This window comes from Bacillus sp. NPDC094064, from assembly GCF_050279585.1.
GTDB lineage: Bacteria > Bacillota > Bacilli > Bacillales > Bacillaceae_G > Bacillus_A.
The window spans coordinates 489,652-506,112 of the sequence record NZ_JBNNUI010000003.1 but is presented as its reverse complement, the minus strand read 5'-3'; the positions used below and the strand labels follow the sequence as shown (position 1 = coordinate 506,112).

The window sequence follows — 16,461 nt, the reverse complement described above, 5'->3', positions numbered from 1 at the left end:
CTACGAGGAAGAGTGAAGAGGTGAATGTAAATTGGAACGAACTATATATATTAAAATGCGCAACCGCTTAAAAGTGTCTCCTTCGTATGAAGTGAAATTGAGAGATATTGCTCAGCTTGCTGGAGATGGTCTTATAGTTGAAGCGTTACAAAATGAGATTGTTTACAAAATAACAGCACATGATAAAACACATGTTGTAATTGATGTTATGAAGATAATTGAGATCATTGAGAAAAAAGCGGCTCACATACAAATTAATTTACTCGGTTCTGGACAAACTCTTGTTGAAATTATTTATGAAAAAAAGAAAGTTCATCCAGTGTTCTTTGGACTTGTATGGTTATTACTTTTTATTGGAGCAGCTCTTGCAATCATTTATTTCCATGAGGATGTAAGTATGCAACAAGTGCATCAACGGTTATATTACATGATTACTGGAGAGTTTAAGGAGCAACCACTATTATTTCAAGTTCCATATTCAGTAGGTCTTGGATTAGGTATGGTTTTATTTTTTAATCATGTATTTCAAAAGCGAATTAATGAAGAGCCGAGTCCGTTAGAAGTCGAGATGTTCCAATATCAACAGTCGCTTGATCAATATGTAATTGTGAATGAAAACAAGGATAACACGAAACAGCTTGCCGATGATTGAATGTGGGTTTGTTATATTAATTGGTTTAGCTGGCGGGATTGCAGTAGGTAGCGGATATGTTGCCTTTTTAGCTGTACTTGGTATAATCCCTCGTTTAGCTCAATTAACGAGAAGTGGAAAGCATATTCAATATTTTGAGTGGGCTGTCATTGCAGGTACTTTAACAGGGGCTTGGTGTAGTTTGAAAAACATTACATTTCAAACATCACAATATTGGCTTGTAATATTAGGGTTATTTTGTGGCACATTCATTGGAATGCTCGCTGCAGCATTAACAGAAGTATTAAATGTTTTACCTATTTTAGCGAAACGAGTCGGGGTAGAGGGGAAAATTGTTATTTTACTCGTTGCTCTTGTACTTGGAAAAGTAATAGGCTCATTGTTTCACTGGATTTATTTCGTAAAGTAGGAGGCAATATATTAATGACAAGGCGAAAATTGAAAGATGATTACATAAATAAAGTGAAAGAGTATCATCCAAAACCACCTTATTTGCTAAATTGTGTGAAGGCATTTCTTGTAGGTGGGCTCGTTTGTACAATTGGAGAAGTACTGACGAAATTTTATATACATTATTTTCACTTTAGTGAACAAGAGGCAGGAAATCCGACAGTTGCAACTCTTGTTTTATTATCGGCGATTTTAACAGGGTGTGGTGTATATGATAAAATCGGTCAATTCGCTGGAGCAGGATCGGCAGTACCAGTTACGGGATTCGCGAATTCTATGGCGAGTGCTGCGCTAGAACATAAAAGTGAAGGGATTGTTCTAGGGATTGCTACCAACATGTTTAAACTTGCAGGAAGTGTTATCGTGTTTGGTGTTGTTGGAGCATACATTATCGGATTAATAAGGTATACTTTTAAAATTTTTATGTCTTAAAGGAGGGGCGAGTATGAGGTTGACCGGAAAACAAACGTGGGTATTTCAAAATGATATTTACGTGAATGCAACGGGTACTGCTGTCGGTCCAAAAGAAGCTGAAGGCCCTCTTGGAAAGGATTTTGACATTTCATATGATGATTTACATTGTGGAGAGGAAAACTGGGAACTTGCTGAACGAAGATTGATGTCCGATTCAATTCAACAAGCGGTGCAAAAAGGGAATATAAAAACATCACAAATTGATTTCTTTTTAGCGGGCGATTTATTAAATCAAACAGTGACAGCAAATTATGTTGCTAGGGAGTTTGGTATTCCATTTTTAGGAATGTTTAGCGCTTGTGCGACGTCGATGGAAACTTTAGCGGTGGGATCAGCTTTTATAGATGGTGGATTTGCTAATCGTGTCTTAGCTACAGTAAGCAGTCATAATGCAACGGCGGAAAGGCAATTTCGTTATCCGACAGAGTACGGGGGACAAAAGCCTGGAACAGCGAATTCAACTGTTACAGGTGCGGGATCCATATTAATTAGCAAAGAAAAAAGTGCAATTAAAATTACAGCAGCTACGATTGGGAAAGTGCAGGATTTAGGAATTACGAATCCTTTAGATATGGGATCGGCGATGGCGCCAGCAGCTGCTCATACAATCCAACAGCATTTTGAAGATTTGAGGAGAAGTGCAGCTGACTATGATTTGATTGTTACGGGTGATTTATCAGGTGTTGGGACACCACTCGCGAAGCAACTATTATTGGAAGAAGGTTACGAACTTGGGCATACATACACTGATTGTGGATTAATGATTTATGATTCCGGTCAAGAAGAAGTATTTGCTGGTGGTAGTGGCTGCGCTTGTTCAGCTGTTGTCACATATGGTCATTTATTACGAGAGATGCAAAAAGGGAATTTACAACGAATTTTTGTCGTTGCTACCGGTGCGTTATTAAGCCCGATGATGATGCAGCAGAAAGAAACGATTCCGACGATTGCACATGGTGTCGTATTTGAGAGAGTGAAAGGAGAGTGAAATGTGGATTTTGTATATGCATTTCTTGTAGGTGGTGCTATTTGTGTGATTGGGCAAATATTGTTAGATTTCGCAAAGTTAACCCCAGCACATTTAATGGCAACTTTTGTAGTTATCGGAGCGATTTTAGATGGATTTGGATTGTACGATAAGCTTATAAAGTTTGCAGGTGCTGGGGCAACAGTTCCTATTACAAGCTTTGGTCATTCACTATTGCACGGAGCGATGCATGCGGCAGAGAAACATGGTTATTTAGGAATTGGTATTGGTATGTTTAGTTTAACGTCTGCGGGCATTTCCGCAGCGATATTATTTTCATTTTTTGTAGCACTTATATGTAAACCGAAAGGATAAATCAAATGAGACGAAGGGTTGTTTTGGTTACAGATGGAGATGAATATGCAAAGCGAACAATTGAGCTGTTAACAAAGGAATTTGGGGGAAGGTGTATTTCAGCATCGCAAAGCAATCCAACCAAATTGACAGGGAAGAAAGTTGTTGAGCTTATTATGCAAACGCCATATGACCCTGTATTTGTCATGTTTGATGACAGTGGATTTATTGGAGAAGGCTCTGGAGAAAAGGCTTTAAAATATGTAGCAACGCATAAACAAATTGATGTACTTGGTATTTTAGCGGTTGCATCTAATACACATCACTGGGAATGGGCGCGTGTAGATGTAAGTGTAGATCGGAATGGGAATTTGACAGAATACGGTGTCGACAAATTTGGACTTCCAGATGGTGAAGTTGGCAGGATTAGTGGAGATACGATTTATTGTTTAGATGATTTGAATGTGCCTGTCATTGTTGGTGTTGGTGATATTGGAAAGATGTGTGGCAATGATGAATGTGAGAGAGGGTCACCTATTACCAAAAAAGCAATTCAATTAATTTTGGAAAGGAGTGGGTTTTATGACGAAGCCTAAAAAAGTGAATATCCCTATTTCAACTTTTATAAGTGACAACGAAAATTATTTAAAGCAAACAGTTGGATTGGGTGTCACATACGATGTTGGTATTCGTAAATTTCAAATTTTAAACAAAGAAATTGGTGTGTTATTTGTAAATGGACTTTGTGATACGAATTATATTATCCCTATTTTAGAAGAAGCAGTAGATACAAATGAAATAAGGGATGTAGAAGAAGATACAGTAAAGCTTTTAGAGAATCGTTTAATTCATCAACAAGTAAGTAAAGTGAAAACGATGGATGAGGTAATGCTCCAAGTATTATCAGGACTTATCGTTATATTTGTGGAAGGTGAAACGGAAGCGTTCGCAATTGATGTTCGTAGTTATCCAGGACGAACGCCGACAGAACCAGATACTGAAAAAGTAGTACGTGGTGCGAGAGATGGATTTGTTGAAAATATCGTTGTAAATACAGCATTAATTCGTAGAAGAATTCGCGACCCACGTCTTCGAAATGAAATGATTCGAGTAGGGGATAGATCGCAAACGGATATTTGTATTACATACGTTCAAGATGTTGCAAATCCGGATTTAGTGAAGATTATAAAACAAGAATTAAGTAGCATTGAAGTAGATGGGATTACGATGGCGGATAAAACGGTAGAAGAATTTGTAGTCAAACAAGGTTATAATCCCTTCCCGCTTATTCGGTACACAGAAAGGCCAGATGTAGCAGCAAATCATTTGTTAGAAGGACATGTGTTAGTACTTGTTGATACATCACCAAGTGCTATGATTACTCCAACAACATATTTCCACCATTTACAGCATGCAGAAGAGTTTAGACAAAATCCAGCTGTAGGTACATTTTTACGTTGGGTACGTTTTCTAGGTGTTATATTTTCTCTATTCTTACTGCCATTTTGGCTAGCTTTTGTATTTGATCCAACTCTTTTACCGGAAAACCTGGCTTTCATTGGGCCAAATAAGATGACACATTTACCGGTTTTATTACAAGTTTTGATGGCGGAAATCGGACTCGAATTTTTAAGGATGGCTGCCATTCATACACCGACATCATTGTCGTCAGCAGCAGGATTAATTTCTGCCATATTAATTGGTCAAATTGCAATTGATGTAGGTTTGTTTGTACCAGAAGTTATTTTGTATGTAGCGGTTTCTATGATTGGATCATTTGCAACGCCGAGTTATGAACTAGGGCTTGGGAATAAGGTTGGGAAATTGTTTGTCATTATTTTGACAGGTATTTTTCATGAAATGGGATTTGTAATAGGAATGACGATATTGATTCTATTTTTAACGTCTATAAAAAGCTTACAAACACCGTATTTATGGCCGTTTTTACCGTTTGATTGGGGCGCGTTAACGAAAATTTTACTCCGTCCAACTATGTCTAGTTTAAAAGTGCGTCCTAGTATTGTGCGACCTCAAAATGTAAGAAGACAAAAATAAACGGGATTATACTCCCGTTTATTTTTTTATTGAAAATTTATTATTTTTTTAACAAAAACCAAACATTTTTTGTGTACACTTAGAGTAGATATTGTGTATGGAAGGGGAAGAGGACATGATTAAATTATTTGTAAGTGATTTAGACGATACGCTCGTTTACAATGTGAATCATATGCAAAAAGAAGATGAACGGGCACTTTGCTGGTTAGCTGAAAAAGGGACAAATATTTGTTTTGCCTCTGGACGTTTTACGCACCGAATTGATGAAGTCGTAAAAAGGTTTGCATTTCCATACTACACAACGGGTTTAAATGGAGCAACAATGTTACTACCGGATGGAAACGTATTTTATGAATCGAGTTTTGAAGAACAGGTTGCCCAGGAAATATATCGATATATACATAAAAAAGGACTAGCAGATATTGTTTGTGCAAATGAGCAGCGATATACAAAAAAGAAGAATGAGCATCATCATACTTTTGAAGAGTATATGGGGGTGCATATTGCTGAGATAGAAAAGTTAGAAGAGGAATTTGGGAAAACGGTACATCCTGCGAAATTATTTGTATTTGGGGAAGAAGAAAAAATTGTAGCTTTAGATCGAGAGTTACGGGATACGTTTCATGGTGAAGCGGAAGTCTTTATATCAGGTAAACGCTATGTTGATATTATGCCAAGGGGCGTGAGTAAGGGAACTGCTCTAAAGCAACTAATGGAATATTTACAAATTGAAGCAAGAGAAGTGGCATGTATTGGAGATTCTTTTAATGACATTTCTATGTTTGAAGTAACCCCACATTCATTTACTCTTCATCATGCTCATCCTTATGTGAAGGAGAAAGCGAATCATGTTGTTCGTTCTGTTGAAGAAGCTGTTATGAAATTACCATTACTTGTATAAAAAGAAGCTCGTCAGTGACGAGCTTCTTTTTTACTGGAATAAAGATTTAACAAAATCAATGATACTAGAGAAGAAATCTTTAACTTTATCTAAGAAACCTTGACCTTCTTCAGATCCTAAAAAGGCAGAAACATGTTCTTTTGCTTTATCTAATTGACTACCAACTTGATTCCAATCGATATTAAGATTTTTCATTTTATCAAATAAAGCCACTAAGTTATCTAGCTGTTCATCTGTTAATGTAATACCGAGTTGATCAGCAATTTTTTTAATTAATGAACGTAAATCTTCTGTTGTTTGTGGCTGTTCTTTTGCAATTTCTTCTTTAATTTTTGCAACAAGTTGAACTGCTTTTTCTTCACCGATTTTATCGCCGAGCTGAGCTGTTTGCACCATTTCCTCATTGGCTACTTTTTTTACTTCTTCAGGAATTTCTTTGTTCGATGTTGTTTCATAGGCCTTCATTAACCCTGTTAAAGCAGCAGTTCCTGAAACCTTAAATGGCGCAGTAATTTGAATCTCTGCATCTTTCACACCTGCTGTAATAAGTGCATTTGTGTACATTGCATCTGTTATGGAATTAATGTTTTTTGAACGTACAATAAGACCAGATCCTGGCTTTGTGTATGTAATCATAGAAGAGGAAATTGCTCGCGTACCAATTTGTGCTTTTGGAACAATTCCGTCTAGAAATTTATGTTCTTCCGCATTAGACACAGTAATAATTGTAGCATCTTTTGGTGCTTTCATTTCTTTTAACAGATCTTGTTTTTGTTGTTCAGATAAGTTTTCTCCTAGTGTAACAATTGATTCTCCCTCAATAATGTCTGCAAATGAAGCTGTTGGCATCATAAATATCGTAACAGCTAATAGCAGAGCTAGTAATTTCGTTTTCACGAAAAATCGCTCCCTTTCTCTTTCTGAAATTTTCGGGCAACACAGTTATTATAGTATATATTTCTTATTTGTCACCTAGCTTTTGCCACATTTCAAAAAAGAACGGTGTAGATTGTCGGATTCTTTTTGTTTCTAGTCATGAATGTGGTAATATAGTGCTGAGATAGTTGAAAGGAGACATATACGTATGAAAACTTTAGGATACATATTAATGGAAAATGGTGAAAAAATCGATTTAGAATTCTTCCCGGAGGAAGCGCCAAAAACTGTAGAAAACTTTAAAAAATTAGCAGAGCAAGGATTTTATGACGGTGTAACATTCCACCGCGTTATTCCTGGTTTCGTGAGCCAGGGTGGAGACCCAACAGGTACAGGTGCAGGTGGCCCAGGCTACTCTATTCCATGTGAAACTGATGCGAACCCTCATAGACACCTTGTAGGATCACTTTCTATGGCTCATGCTGGCCGTAATACAGGTGGTAGCCAATTCTTTATCGTTCATGAGCCACAACCGCATTTAGATGGTGTACATACTGTATTCGGTAAAGCAACAAGCGGTATTGAAACAGTATTAAACATGCGTCAAGGTGATGTAATGAAAGAAGTTAAAGTTTGGGAAGAATAAGTTATGAGAAAAGAGAGCTTTTGCTCTCTTTTTTATTTTTAAATATATTGCTTATGAGAACAAACTCTTAACAAATTACATAGAATACATTAGATTGTATGTTCCAACAAATATTTTTGTTATATGAATTTTGCTAGAATTACGTTGCTCTAAGGTGAACAATAATGAAGCGATAATGAGTAGTGGATGTTGCTTTTAACTATCATAGAGCATTGTCTCTTTTTTATTTATATTAGAAAGAAATAGTGCTGAAACATATATTTGACTTTCTTCTTTTCACTTTGTATGATTATCAAGTTGTTTTAGGCTCTTCTCACTCTGTTGAAAATATTGTAAAATGAAGAGAGTGATCGAGGGGATTAATAGTTTGTAACTTTTGTAAGAAGGGATAAGGGTTATGTTAATTCGTTTTAAAAAAAGTTATGAAAAAATTGCAATGGGGCTTCTTTCATTTATGCCAACTGAAAAAGATGTGAAAACATTACAATTGACTATGAAAGACTATGAAGCAAAGGATGATTGGCAATTGTATTTGTGGAAACAAAATGAAGATTTTGTTGGGATAATGGGGATTGTAAAAAAAGAGAATCAAGTACTAGAAATTCAGCATTTGAGTGTGAACCCGTCTCACCGTCATATGGGTATTGGGACGAAGATGGTTCAAGAGTTAAAGAGTAAATTTCTTGAGTTTACAATTTGCGGAAATGAGCAAACAGCAAGTTTTTGCGAAAAGTGTAAAGGGCTTGAACAAAATATACATTCGTGAAAGCAGAGATAAGTATTTTATTATCTCTGCTTTCTTTTTTGTAATTGTTCGTTTCGTTCAGTAATGACTTCTGTTCGGTCACGTAATGTATGCTTATGAATGATATATTCACTAGGAGTAGCGTTCACATCTTTCCAAGGAAGGTTTTGTTTCTGACATAATTGCATGCATATCTTTTCCAATGATGTGTCCGATAATGGTAAGAATAGCGGTGCAAAGCTTTCTTTATTTTGTATAGATTGCATTCTGTCGTTGAGTAAGGAAAGAAGTTGTGTCTGATTGATTCCTAAACGTTGTAAAGGTTCACTGTTTTTTTCTAAAATTTTGATTGCACTTTTCATCATCTTTGTGGAACCATTCCAGTTAGAGCGTCTTTGATGATATAAGGAGACTGCAATTTGAATGAGACCAACTAAGTAATGATCGCGATTTCCTCTAGGTTTTATTTTCCAATATTCTTCCAATATTTCATGACATTCAAAATAATCATAATCTCCATGGAAATGAATTAAAAATTGTATGTATTCGGTAGGATACATTTTTTTCGCCCCTGTCTAACGGTTATAAATACAAGTGTATCATAGAAATACTCACAATAAACGGCTAGGGGATTTCCCTAGCCGTTATTGTTCATATTAGCAGAAGCAAGCTGCTCCTACAATAATTAGTAAAATAAACAATACAACAAGTAATGCGAACCCACCGCTAAAACCGCAATCAACGTGACCCATAGTTTTTTGACCTCCTACATTGTTCTTACTACACTGTTATCATATGAAGCGATGGGCATGATGACATAGGCATAGGTCTATTTTTAATTAAATTTCTTAAAAAGGTTGGATAGAACATGAGTATGCTCTATACTTATGTTGTTATAGAAAAAATGTGGTGGGATGCTTTGTGCAGTATAATTTTAAAGTGGAGGCTTTTGAAGGGCCTTTAGATTTATTGTTACATTTAATACATCGCTATGAAATTGATATATATAATATTCCTGTAGCGGAAATTACAGAGCAATATTTATCATATGTTCATACGATGAAGGAACTACAATTAGATGTTGCAAGTGAGTATTTAGTAATGGCTGCAACGTTATTACAAATTAAAAGTAAAATGTTGTTGCCAAAACATGAAGAAGATGTACTTGATAACGGTGATGACTTTATAGATGATCCTCGTCAAGAATTGATGGAGAGGTTAATTGAATATAAGAAATATAAGCAAGTTGCTACTGAATTAAAAGAAAGAGAACAAGAAAGAGCACAGCTATATACACGTCCGCCAATTGATTTTACATCGTTGCAACAAGAAGAGGAGACAAGCTTGCCTCTTGATGTTACGTTATATGATATGCTAGCGGCATTTCAAAAACTAATGCGCCGTAAAAAAGCAAAAAAACCTGTAACAACACGTATTACTCGTCAAGAAATACCAATTGAAAAGCGAATGACTGATATTTTAAAGCAGTTAGAAATACAAGGTGGTCGTCAAAGTTTTTATGATTTGTTTGCTGATGATGAACGTGAAATAATGGTTGTAACATTTTTAGCGGTTCTTGAGCTTATGAAAAATCAACAAATTATCATTGAGCAAGAACATAATTTTGATGAAATTTTCGTATCAAGCTCTAATAAATCCGTATAGAGTTGGTATAGGGACATGGGGTAGAAATATGTTATCTCATGTTACGTTTTAATGTATCGTTTGGAACAAGAGAAGAAATATTGAACCGAACGCATTGACTGTGATTCGGTTTTTTGATGTGTATTTTTATGGAAACCAGGAGAAAGGAGCTTGTGAAATGGATAGAAAAGAACAAAAATCAATTATTGAAGGGCTTTTATTTGTTTCAGGTGATGAAGGAATTTATCCAGAACAAATAGCGAAAGTTCTCGAGATTGAAATGAAAGACGTAATTGAAACTTTAGAAGAAATGCAAAAGGACTGTGAAGAGTCACATCGTGGTTTACAAATTGTACAGTATGCAAAAGTATATCGTTTTGCAACAAAGAAAGAACATGCTTCGTACTATCAAAAATTAATAGATATTCCAACAGCTGCTTCACTCTCTCAAGCTGCACTTGAAACGTTAGCGATTGTTGCATATCGCCAACCGATTACAAGGACTGAAATGGAAGAGATTAGAGGGGTAAAAACTGATAAGGCGTTACAAACGTTAGTCTCACACTTACTTATAAAAGAAACAGGAAGAGCGGAAGGTCCTGGGCGCCCTATTTTATATGGAACGACGAAAGAATTTTTGGACACATTTGGATTGAAAACATTAGATGATTTACCGTCGCTTTCTGAAGAAAACGAACAAATGAATGAAGCAGATTTATTCTTCGGTTCTTTACAAGAAATATCAAAATAAAAGCTTAGCATTTTGCTAAGCTTTTTTTGTATATCAATTATATACCGTGCCATACTAAGTGAAAAAGGAGACGGGTTATGAGAGGTATGCGAAGTATTTTAATATTAGTTTCAGTCTTGTTATGCTTTTCTTTAAATAGTGCATCGGCTAAAAGATATATGATGTCTATTCAAGCGACGTCTCCTTTACATATGCATCGGCAGCATCTTAGTAAAATGAAAGTGAGTTTTTTAAAAGTTGGGCAAGGGGATGCAACCCTTATCATTTTGCCGAATGGACAAACGATGTTAATAGATGGTGGACCTTATGAAGCCGGAGAGGTCATTATTCAAAAATTAATTGAGAAAGGGATTAACCATTTAGATGTTATTGTCAGTACGCACCCTGATATGGACCATATAGGAGGGTTGATTCCGATTGTAGAACAAATGCCGGTCTCACTCATATTAGATAGTGGAAAAACATATAGCTCTTTTACATATCATACGTACCGGAATCATATTAAAAAAAGAGGAATACCATTTGTATCAGTAAAAGAAGGGCAATACATACCACTAGATCCACATGTTTCTATACAAGTATTAAACAATGGGACATCAAAAGATGAAAATAATGAGTCTTCAATCGTGTTAAAGGTTCGATATGGAAAAGCAGATTTCTTATTAATGGGTGATGCAGATGTGCGGACGGAACATGAAATATTAAAGCAATTTGATGTACATGCGGATGTGTTAAAAGTGGGACATCATGGCTCATATACTTCAACAAGTGAAACGTTTATAAAAAAAGTAGAGCCACAGTTCGCTATTCTTTCATATGGGAGCAAAAATCCGTATGGACATCCGCACCAAAGTGTAGTAAAACGATTAAGACAGCGTGGTATAATGCTATATGGAACAAATAAACGTACAGTAGAAATGGAAACTGACGGGGAACATATTACAATAGGGTCTAGTGGATTCATGCCTTTACTTAAGTAATTAATAGTAACGGTGCATATTGTCCTTTTTTGGAAAAAATGAATAACATATATTATAATTGTGAGAGACGAAAGAAGTTTCCTTTTTTGGTAAACAAAGAGGAAATTTCATTAGAATGTATAGACAACTACTCGTGCATATATTAAGATGGAATTAGGCGAATAAGGTAATAATAACAAGTAGGTATTTCATGGGAAAGGATCGATGAAAATGAAAACGCAAGTTGTCATCAATGCCAAAATTTATACAGGTCAAGAAGTAGTGGAAAACGGATTTATTCGTTACGCAGAAACAATTAAAGAAATTGGTTTGATGGCTCAATATGTACCACAAGAAAATGAAACTATTTTTGATGCTACAGGGAAGATTGTCATTCCAGGTATGATTGATGTTCATATTCATGGTGGATACGATATTGATGCGATGGATGCAAATAGCGATGGGTTAGTAACTCTAGGTAAAGAAATGTTAAAAGAAGGAGTTACAACTTACTTCCCAACAACAATGACACAAGCTCCAGAAGCGATTGAAGCGGCGCTAAGTGCTGCGAAGGAAGCGAAAGAAAAAGGAGCACATTTCGAATATATTCACTTAGAAGGACCGTATGTTTCAAAAAAACGTGCAGGTGCACAGCCACTTGAACATATTGTTCCTGCGAATATTGAACAATTTAAACAATGGCAGGAAGCAAGCGGGAATCTAATTAAATTAGTAACATATGCACCAGAAGAAGAGGGTGCATTAGAATTTGAACAGTATCTTGCTGAAACTGGTGTTGTTGGCACAATGGGGCATACAGATGCAATTGATGCACAACTAAAAAATAGAAAAATTACACATGCAACACATTTGTACAATCAAATGCGTGGATTGCATCACCGTGAACCAGGAGTTGTTGGTCATGTGTTATTGAATCCAGATGTAATGGTTGAAGTAATTACAGATGGTATTCATATTCACCCTGATATGGTGAAATTAGCATATAAATTAAAAGGACCGAAAAAAGTAAGTGTCATTACTGATGCAATGCGTGCAAAAGGTCTTGAAGATGGATTATATGAGCTTGGCGGACAGCCAGTACATGTAAAAGATGGTAGTGCTCGATTAGAGGATGGAACGTTAGCTGGTAGTATTCTAAAAATGGATCAAGCTTTCCGAAATGTAATTGAGTTTACAGGATGTTCAATCGAGGATGCAGTACTCATGACATCAGTTAACCAGGCAGAAGAGTTTGGATTAAATAATAAAGGTGCATTAGCGGTAGGAAAAGATGCAGACTTTGTTGTCATGACTGAAAATTTACATGTATATGATACGGTTCGTTTAGGAATTCATATGAAAGAGGGGAAGTAATTAAATGAATATTCTTGTTGTGAAAACTCCAGAAGAACTAGCAGAAGCAGGTTATAAATTAATTGAAGAAGTTGTAAAAACAAAAGAAAATCCAACATTAGGAATGGCTACAGGAAGCTCTCCATTAGGTATTTATGCAGAAATGCGAAAAAATAAACTTGATACAAGCCATACAACCACTGTAAACTTAGATGAGTACGTAAATTTACCACACGAAGATAAAAACAGCTATCACTATTTCATGCAAGAACAGTTGTTTAATCATCTTCCATTTAAACAAACTTATGTACCAAACGGGATGGCAAGTGATTTAGAGGAAGAGTGCAAACGTTACGAGAGCATTCTAGCTGCTAACCCAGTTGACCTACAGATTCTTGGAATCGGTGAAAACGGTCACATCGGATTTAACGAGCCAGGAACATCGTTTAATTCTCCAACGAATATTGTTGAATTAACAGAATCTACACGCCAAGCAAACCTTCGTTTCTTTGAAAAAGAAGAAGATGTGCCAACTCATGCGATTACGATGGGAATCGGAAGTATTATGAAAGCGAAACAAATTCTACTTGTTGCTATGGGTTCTAAAAAGGCAGAAGCTGTTAAAGAGTTATTACAAGGCGAATATAATGAAGCGTGTCCTGCTACAGTTTTACAACGTCATCCGAATGTAACCGTAATTGCTGATCAAGAAGCTCTATCTTTATGCAGTGAGGCGATTGCTGATGAACATCGACAAGTATTCACCATTTCCGATCTATTATCAGATTCAAGAGTGGGTGAAACAGCTAATTGAGAGCGGCGAATGGAAGCCGGGAGATAAAATCCCATCTGAGAATGAACTTTGCGATAAGTTCGAAGTAAGTCGTATGACAATCAGACAGGCGATTAATAATTTAGTGGAACAAGGCTATTTATATCGGAAACGTGGAATTGGAACATTTGTCCAACTTCCGAAAGTGGAGCAAAAATTGCAAGGAATGACGGGATTCACAGAAGATATGATTTCTCGCGGAATGAACCCAAGTAGTCAATTACTTAGTTTCCGCCTAGTTCCAGCCACTGCAAAAATAGCAGACCGGTTAAGAATACAGGAGGGAGAGTCGGTTTATGAAGTAAGGCGTATTCGCTTAGCTGATGATGAACCGATTGCTTTTGAGACGACATATTTGTCGCCAACTCTTGTAAAGGATATTAACGAAGAAATATTGCAACAATCTTTATATGAACATTTAGAGAAAAAACTGGGCTTTAAGCTTGTTAGCGCTACTCAATCAATTGAAGCTTCGATTGCAACGGATAGTGAAGCTGAACATCTGCATATTCCTAAAAAGGCGCCTGTACTTGTAATGCGTCAATGGTCATATTCAGAAGGTGAGATGCCGTTAGAGTATGTGAAATGTATTTATCGTGGGGATCGTTATAAATTTATTACGAACATCGCACGTAACAAATAATATATTTCAGTTTGTGAAGTACAGTAAATTTAAAATTGTTCAATATGTAAAGAAATAAAAATACGACTCATCCTTATAAGGAATGAGTCGTATTTTTATTATGAGCAATCACTTGGTTAACGGCATCTTTAACCGTATCTACTACATAGTGAGCGTGTTTTTTTACTGCGTCATCTGCTTGGGACATAGCAAAACTGTGAGGAGTTAAAGAAAACATTGGAATATCATTGTAAGAATCCCCTATGCAAGCAACTTCCTCTGGTTGTAATTGAAATTCTTTTAATAAAACAGAAATAGCAGAGCCTTTACTAATATTTGGTGGCATTACATCTAAACATTGTTCTGCGGAAATGAACGTACTAACTTTTCCGTGGAATGTTTCATCAATCTTTTTCTGAAGGAGTTGTAAGCTTTCTTTTGTTCCGCCAACAGAAATTTTATTTGGAAAAATTGTATCATCTATTTTCTGTAATAAATTAGGTTCTTCAACAGAAGTCATAGTTACTTGTTGTTCAAGTTCATGAATAAACGGTGTTTTCTCTTCAATGTAATAATTATGCTCATCACTTACATAACGGAAATAAGGATCTTCATTTGTCATTGCTAACAAATCGGGTAGAATACTCGAATCGAATGTTGCAGATAATAGTTGCTTATTTTCGTGCGTATATACGAAAACACCATTTACACTAATGCGGTGGAAATTTGTATTTACAGCTTGCATTAAATTTGCAATTTCATTATCAAGTCGGCCAGAAGCGAAACAAAGAATCACATTTTGCTCAGCCAGACTACGAAGTGCGACGATATCCTGTTCGTCAATTAGACCTCCGTGTTGCATCATTGTACCATCGATATCACTCACAAACATTTTTATCATATTGCGGTCTCCTTTCTATGTACAGTTGCCCTTACATTATACGCATCATATACAAACATGTCTAAAAAATGAATTTTTACTAAATGGTAGATGTTTTACATTGACGACAAATAAGGATGTTCTGTAACATAAAAGTAGGCTATTTAAGTACGAGGGTGGTGTTATATGAGTAATTATCTAGAAATTAAAAAAGTTTTAAATAATAATGTCATCATTGCTAGCCATCCGGAACACGAGGAAGTAGTAGTGATTGGTAAAGGAATTGGCTTTGGAAAAAAAGCGAGAGATGTATTGGAGCAAGAACAAATTGAAAAAATGTTTGTTTTAAAAAATGAACGTGATCGTGAGCAATACAAATTGTTAGTACCGCATGTGAGTGAAAAATTAATTGAACTAATGAACGACATTATGTTTTACATTCAAGAAAAGGCAAAATCACCATTAAATGAACATATTCACATCGCTTTAACAGATCATATTTCTTTTGCGATTAAGCGGTTAAAACAAGGGCTAACAATTGATAATCCTTTTTTAGTTGAAACGAAAATGCTATATCCAGAGGAATATGAAATTGCTGAAGGTGTTGTAGAACTTTTAAATTCGCGTTTGCAAATTACATTGCCAGAAGGAGAAATAGGTTTTATTGCACTCCATATTTACAGCTCACTTACAAATTCAGATTTATCTTCAGTTAATCAAAACTCCCGTCTCATTGCACAGCTTGTATCTTTAATTGAGACAAACTTACAAATTACATTAGATCAAGAAAGTATTCATTATTTACGCCTTATTCGTCATTTGCAATATGCTATTGAACGAGTGAAAGAAGGAGAAAAAGTAGAGGAGTCACAAAGCTTTGCGGATTTATTAAAGACAGAATATCCAGTCTGTTATAATTTAGCTTGGAAGCTAGTTAAGGTCATGCAAAAAGAATTGCAACTTCCTGTATATGAGGCGGAGAGTATATACTTAACGATGCACTTGCAACGACTAGTGAAAGCGGAGCATGTGTAAAAAGACATATATTATTGTCTAAAATGAAAACGTTAGAAAAAATCATTGAATCGCTTACAATAGTTATGTATAATAACTATTGCAAAGTTATACAATTTTCGACAAACACATTAGGGTGATTAACGAAAACGTTTGCCTTAATTATAGTGAACTTATACGTAAACTTATTTTTGACACGTGTTACTGATTCGATCAGGCATGAGTGGAGAAAAGCAAGGAATGTAAGCTACAGAAAGGGATATACTACCCTTTGTATAGCTATCGT

At 35.8% G+C, this 16,461-nt stretch carries 21 protein-coding genes; 17 read left to right on the top strand and 4 right to left on the bottom strand.

Annotated features, from left to right (window positions below; all coding sequences use genetic code 11):
• The first annotated feature begins 31 nt into the window (after positions 1-31).
• The 8 genes from ACQKNI_RS10405 to ACQKNI_RS10370 all read left to right on the top strand — a co-directional run bounded on the left by ACQKNI_RS10405 (position 32) and on the right by ACQKNI_RS10370 (position 5,853).
• Positions 32-652: a stage V sporulation protein AA gene (locus ACQKNI_RS10405; RefSeq protein WP_088231077.1), complete on the top strand. Its 621-nt coding sequence runs from the start codon at positions 32-34 to the stop codon at positions 650-652.
• Positions 645-1,061, top strand: coding sequence for a stage V sporulation protein SpoVAB (gene spoVAB, locus ACQKNI_RS10400; RefSeq protein ID WP_070144741.1), 417 nt, complete (start codon positions 645-647; stop codon positions 1,059-1,061). The genes ACQKNI_RS10405 and spoVAB overlap by 8 nt, the downstream gene beginning before the upstream one ends.
• Positions 1,062-1,075: 14 nt before the next feature.
• Positions 1,076-1,534, top strand: coding sequence for a stage V sporulation protein AC (gene spoVAC / locus ACQKNI_RS10395; RefSeq protein ID WP_088231078.1), 459 nt, complete (start codon positions 1,076-1,078; stop codon positions 1,532-1,534).
• Between the two features lie 13 nt (positions 1,535-1,547).
• Positions 1,548-2,564 carry a stage V sporulation protein AD gene (gene spoVAD, locus ACQKNI_RS10390; protein WP_088231079.1) on the top strand — a complete coding sequence of 339 codons (1,017 nt, stop codon included), beginning with the start codon at positions 1,548-1,550 and terminating at the stop codon, positions 2,562-2,564.
• 3 nt (positions 2,565-2,567) lie between these two features.
• Positions 2,568-2,918, top strand: coding sequence for a stage V sporulation protein AE (gene spoVAE, locus ACQKNI_RS10385; RefSeq protein ID WP_088231080.1), 351 nt, complete (start codon positions 2,568-2,570; stop codon positions 2,916-2,918).
• A gap of 5 nt (positions 2,919-2,923) precedes the next feature.
• On the top strand, positions 2,924-3,493 hold the full coding sequence (locus ACQKNI_RS10380) for a stage V sporulation protein AE (RefSeq protein ID WP_088231081.1): 570 nt from the start codon (positions 2,924-2,926) through the stop codon (positions 3,491-3,493).
• Positions 3,480-4,952, top strand: a complete 1,473-nt coding sequence (gene spoVAF / locus ACQKNI_RS10375; RefSeq protein ID WP_088231082.1) for a spore germination protein SpoVAF — start codon at positions 3,480-3,482, stop codon at positions 4,950-4,952. The genes ACQKNI_RS10380 and spoVAF overlap by 14 nt, the downstream gene beginning before the upstream one ends.
• 97 nt (positions 4,953-5,049) lie before the next feature.
• Positions 5,050-5,853, top strand: a complete 804-nt coding sequence (locus tag ACQKNI_RS10370) for an HAD family hydrolase (RefSeq protein WP_140417324.1) — start codon at positions 5,050-5,052, stop codon at positions 5,851-5,853.
• 30 nt (positions 5,854-5,883) lie between these two features.
• On the opposite strand, the gene ACQKNI_RS10365 is transcribed toward ACQKNI_RS10370, so the two are convergent.
• A complete protein-coding gene (locus ACQKNI_RS10365) occupies positions 5,884-6,750 on the bottom strand; it encodes a DUF1002 domain-containing protein (protein ID WP_088230291.1) in 867 nt (288 codons plus the stop codon).
• 187 nt (positions 6,751-6,937) lie between these two features.
• Here ACQKNI_RS10365 and ACQKNI_RS10360 point away from each other — a divergent pair, with 187 nt between their 5' ends.
• Together ACQKNI_RS10360 and ribT are read left to right on the top strand one after the other, a co-directional pair.
• Positions 6,938-7,375, top strand: coding sequence for a peptidylprolyl isomerase (locus tag ACQKNI_RS10360; protein ID WP_088230290.1), 438 nt, complete (start codon positions 6,938-6,940; stop codon positions 7,373-7,375).
• Positions 7,376-7,772: 397 nt separating this feature from the next.
• A complete protein-coding gene (gene ribT, locus ACQKNI_RS10355; RefSeq protein ID WP_016718416.1) occupies positions 7,773-8,141 on the top strand; it encodes a GNAT family N-acetyltransferase RibT in 369 nt (122 codons plus the stop codon).
• A 20-nt stretch (positions 8,142-8,161) separates the two neighbouring features.
• Here the strand turns inward: ribT and ACQKNI_RS10350 are convergent, their stop codons facing one another.
• Both ACQKNI_RS10350 and ACQKNI_RS10345 read right to left on the bottom strand, forming a co-directional pair.
• Positions 8,162-8,680 carry a DUF309 domain-containing protein gene (locus tag ACQKNI_RS10350; protein ID WP_088230289.1) on the bottom strand — a complete coding sequence of 173 codons (519 nt, stop codon included), beginning with the start codon at positions 8,678-8,680 and terminating at the stop codon, positions 8,162-8,164.
• Positions 8,681-8,776: 96 nt separating this feature from the next.
• Positions 8,777-8,872 carry a YjcZ family sporulation protein gene (locus tag ACQKNI_RS10345; RefSeq protein ID WP_000510194.1) on the bottom strand — a complete coding sequence of 32 codons (96 nt, stop codon included), beginning with the start codon at positions 8,870-8,872 and terminating at the stop codon, positions 8,777-8,779.
• A 169-nt stretch (positions 8,873-9,041) separates the two neighbouring features.
• Here ACQKNI_RS10345 and scpA point away from each other — a divergent pair, with 169 nt between their 5' ends.
• The 6 genes from scpA (at position 9,042) to ACQKNI_RS10315 (ending at position 14,302) form a co-directional block, all read left to right on the top strand.
• On the top strand, positions 9,042-9,785 hold the full coding sequence (scpA, locus tag ACQKNI_RS10340; RefSeq protein ID WP_088230288.1) for a segregation/condensation protein A: 744 nt from the start codon (positions 9,042-9,044) through the stop codon (positions 9,783-9,785).
• A 157-nt stretch (positions 9,786-9,942) separates the two neighbouring features.
• Positions 9,943-10,515 (top strand): SMC-Scp complex subunit ScpB, encoded by a 573-nt coding sequence (gene scpB / locus ACQKNI_RS10335; protein ID WP_088230287.1) that lies wholly within the window; start codon positions 9,943-9,945, stop codon positions 10,513-10,515.
• 77 nt (positions 10,516-10,592) lie between these two features.
• A complete protein-coding gene (locus tag ACQKNI_RS10330; protein ID WP_088230286.1) occupies positions 10,593-11,495 on the top strand; it encodes a ComEC/Rec2 family competence protein in 903 nt (300 codons plus the stop codon).
• Positions 11,496-11,705: 210 nt separating this feature from the next.
• Positions 11,706-12,848, top strand: coding sequence for an N-acetylglucosamine-6-phosphate deacetylase (gene nagA / locus ACQKNI_RS10325; protein ID WP_088230302.1), 1,143 nt, complete (start codon positions 11,706-11,708; stop codon positions 12,846-12,848).
• 4 nt (positions 12,849-12,852) lie between these two features.
• Positions 12,853-13,641, top strand: a complete 789-nt coding sequence (gene nagB / locus ACQKNI_RS10320) for a glucosamine-6-phosphate deaminase (RefSeq protein ID WP_088230285.1) — start codon at positions 12,853-12,855, stop codon at positions 13,639-13,641.
• On the top strand, positions 13,571-14,302 hold the full coding sequence (locus ACQKNI_RS10315; protein ID WP_088230284.1) for a GntR family transcriptional regulator: 732 nt from the start codon (positions 13,571-13,573) through the stop codon (positions 14,300-14,302). Before nagB ends, ACQKNI_RS10315 begins: the two co-directional genes overlap by 71 nt.
• Positions 14,303-14,375: 73 nt before the next feature.
• Here the strand turns inward: ACQKNI_RS10315 and ACQKNI_RS10310 are convergent, their stop codons facing one another.
• Positions 14,376-15,182 (bottom strand): HAD family hydrolase, encoded by an 807-nt coding sequence (locus ACQKNI_RS10310; protein WP_098253395.1) that lies wholly within the window; start codon positions 15,180-15,182, stop codon positions 14,376-14,378.
• A 165-nt stretch (positions 15,183-15,347) separates the two neighbouring features.
• On the opposite strand from ACQKNI_RS10310, the gene glcT reads away from it, so the two are divergent.
• Positions 15,348-16,196 carry a glucose PTS transporter transcription antiterminator GlcT gene (gene glcT / locus ACQKNI_RS10305; protein WP_088230282.1) on the top strand — a complete coding sequence of 283 codons (849 nt, stop codon included), beginning with the start codon at positions 15,348-15,350 and terminating at the stop codon, positions 16,194-16,196.
• Positions 16,197-16,461 lie beyond the last annotated feature (265 nt).

Excerpts from the sequence above, each read along its gene's own strand:
- ACQKNI_RS10315 (WP_088230284.1), top strand. The coding sequence starts at position 13,571 with ATGAACATCGACAAGTATTCACCATTTCCGATCTATTATCAGATTCAA.
- ACQKNI_RS10310 (WP_098253395.1), bottom strand. The coding sequence starts at position 15,182 with ATGATAAAAATGTTTGTGAGTGATATCGATGGTACAATGATGCAACAC.
- scpB (WP_088230287.1), top strand. The coding sequence starts at position 9,943 with ATGGATAGAAAAGAACAAAAATCAATTATTGAAGGGCTTTTATTTGTT.
- spoVAB (WP_070144741.1), top strand. The coding sequence starts at position 645 with ATGATTGAATGTGGGTTTGTTATATTAATTGGTTTAGCTGGCGGGATT.
- glcT (WP_088230282.1), top strand. The coding sequence starts at position 15,348 with ATGAGTAATTATCTAGAAATTAAAAAAGTTTTAAATAATAATGTCATC.
- spoVAC (WP_088231078.1), top strand. The coding sequence starts at position 1,076 with ATGACAAGGCGAAAATTGAAAGATGATTACATAAATAAAGTGAAAGAG.
- nagA (WP_088230302.1), top strand. The coding sequence starts at position 11,706 with ATGAAAACGCAAGTTGTCATCAATGCCAAAATTTATACAGGTCAAGAA.
- ribT (WP_016718416.1), top strand. The coding sequence starts at position 7,773 with ATGTTAATTCGTTTTAAAAAAAGTTATGAAAAAATTGCAATGGGGCTT.
- spoVAD (WP_088231079.1), top strand. The coding sequence starts at position 1,548 with ATGAGGTTGACCGGAAAACAAACGTGGGTATTTCAAAATGATATTTAC.
- ACQKNI_RS10370 (WP_140417324.1), top strand. The coding sequence starts at position 5,050 with ATGGAAGGGGAAGAGGACATGATTAAATTATTTGTAAGTGATTTAGAC.
- ACQKNI_RS10360 (WP_088230290.1), top strand. The coding sequence starts at position 6,938 with ATGAAAACTTTAGGATACATATTAATGGAAAATGGTGAAAAAATCGAT.
- spoVAF (WP_088231082.1), top strand. The coding sequence starts at position 3,480 with ATGACGAAGCCTAAAAAAGTGAATATCCCTATTTCAACTTTTATAAGT.
- ACQKNI_RS10380 (WP_088231081.1), top strand. The coding sequence starts at position 2,924 with ATGAGACGAAGGGTTGTTTTGGTTACAGATGGAGATGAATATGCAAAG.
- ACQKNI_RS10345 (WP_000510194.1), bottom strand. The coding sequence starts at position 8,872 with ATGGGTCACGTTGATTGCGGTTTTAGCGGTGGGTTCGCATTACTTGTT.
- ACQKNI_RS10350 (WP_088230289.1), bottom strand. The coding sequence starts at position 8,680 with ATGTATCCTACCGAATACATACAATTTTTAATTCATTTCCATGGAGAT.
- ACQKNI_RS10330 (WP_088230286.1), top strand. The coding sequence starts at position 10,593 with ATGAGAGGTATGCGAAGTATTTTAATATTAGTTTCAGTCTTGTTATGC.
- nagB (WP_088230285.1), top strand. The coding sequence starts at position 12,853 with ATGAATATTCTTGTTGTGAAAACTCCAGAAGAACTAGCAGAAGCAGGT.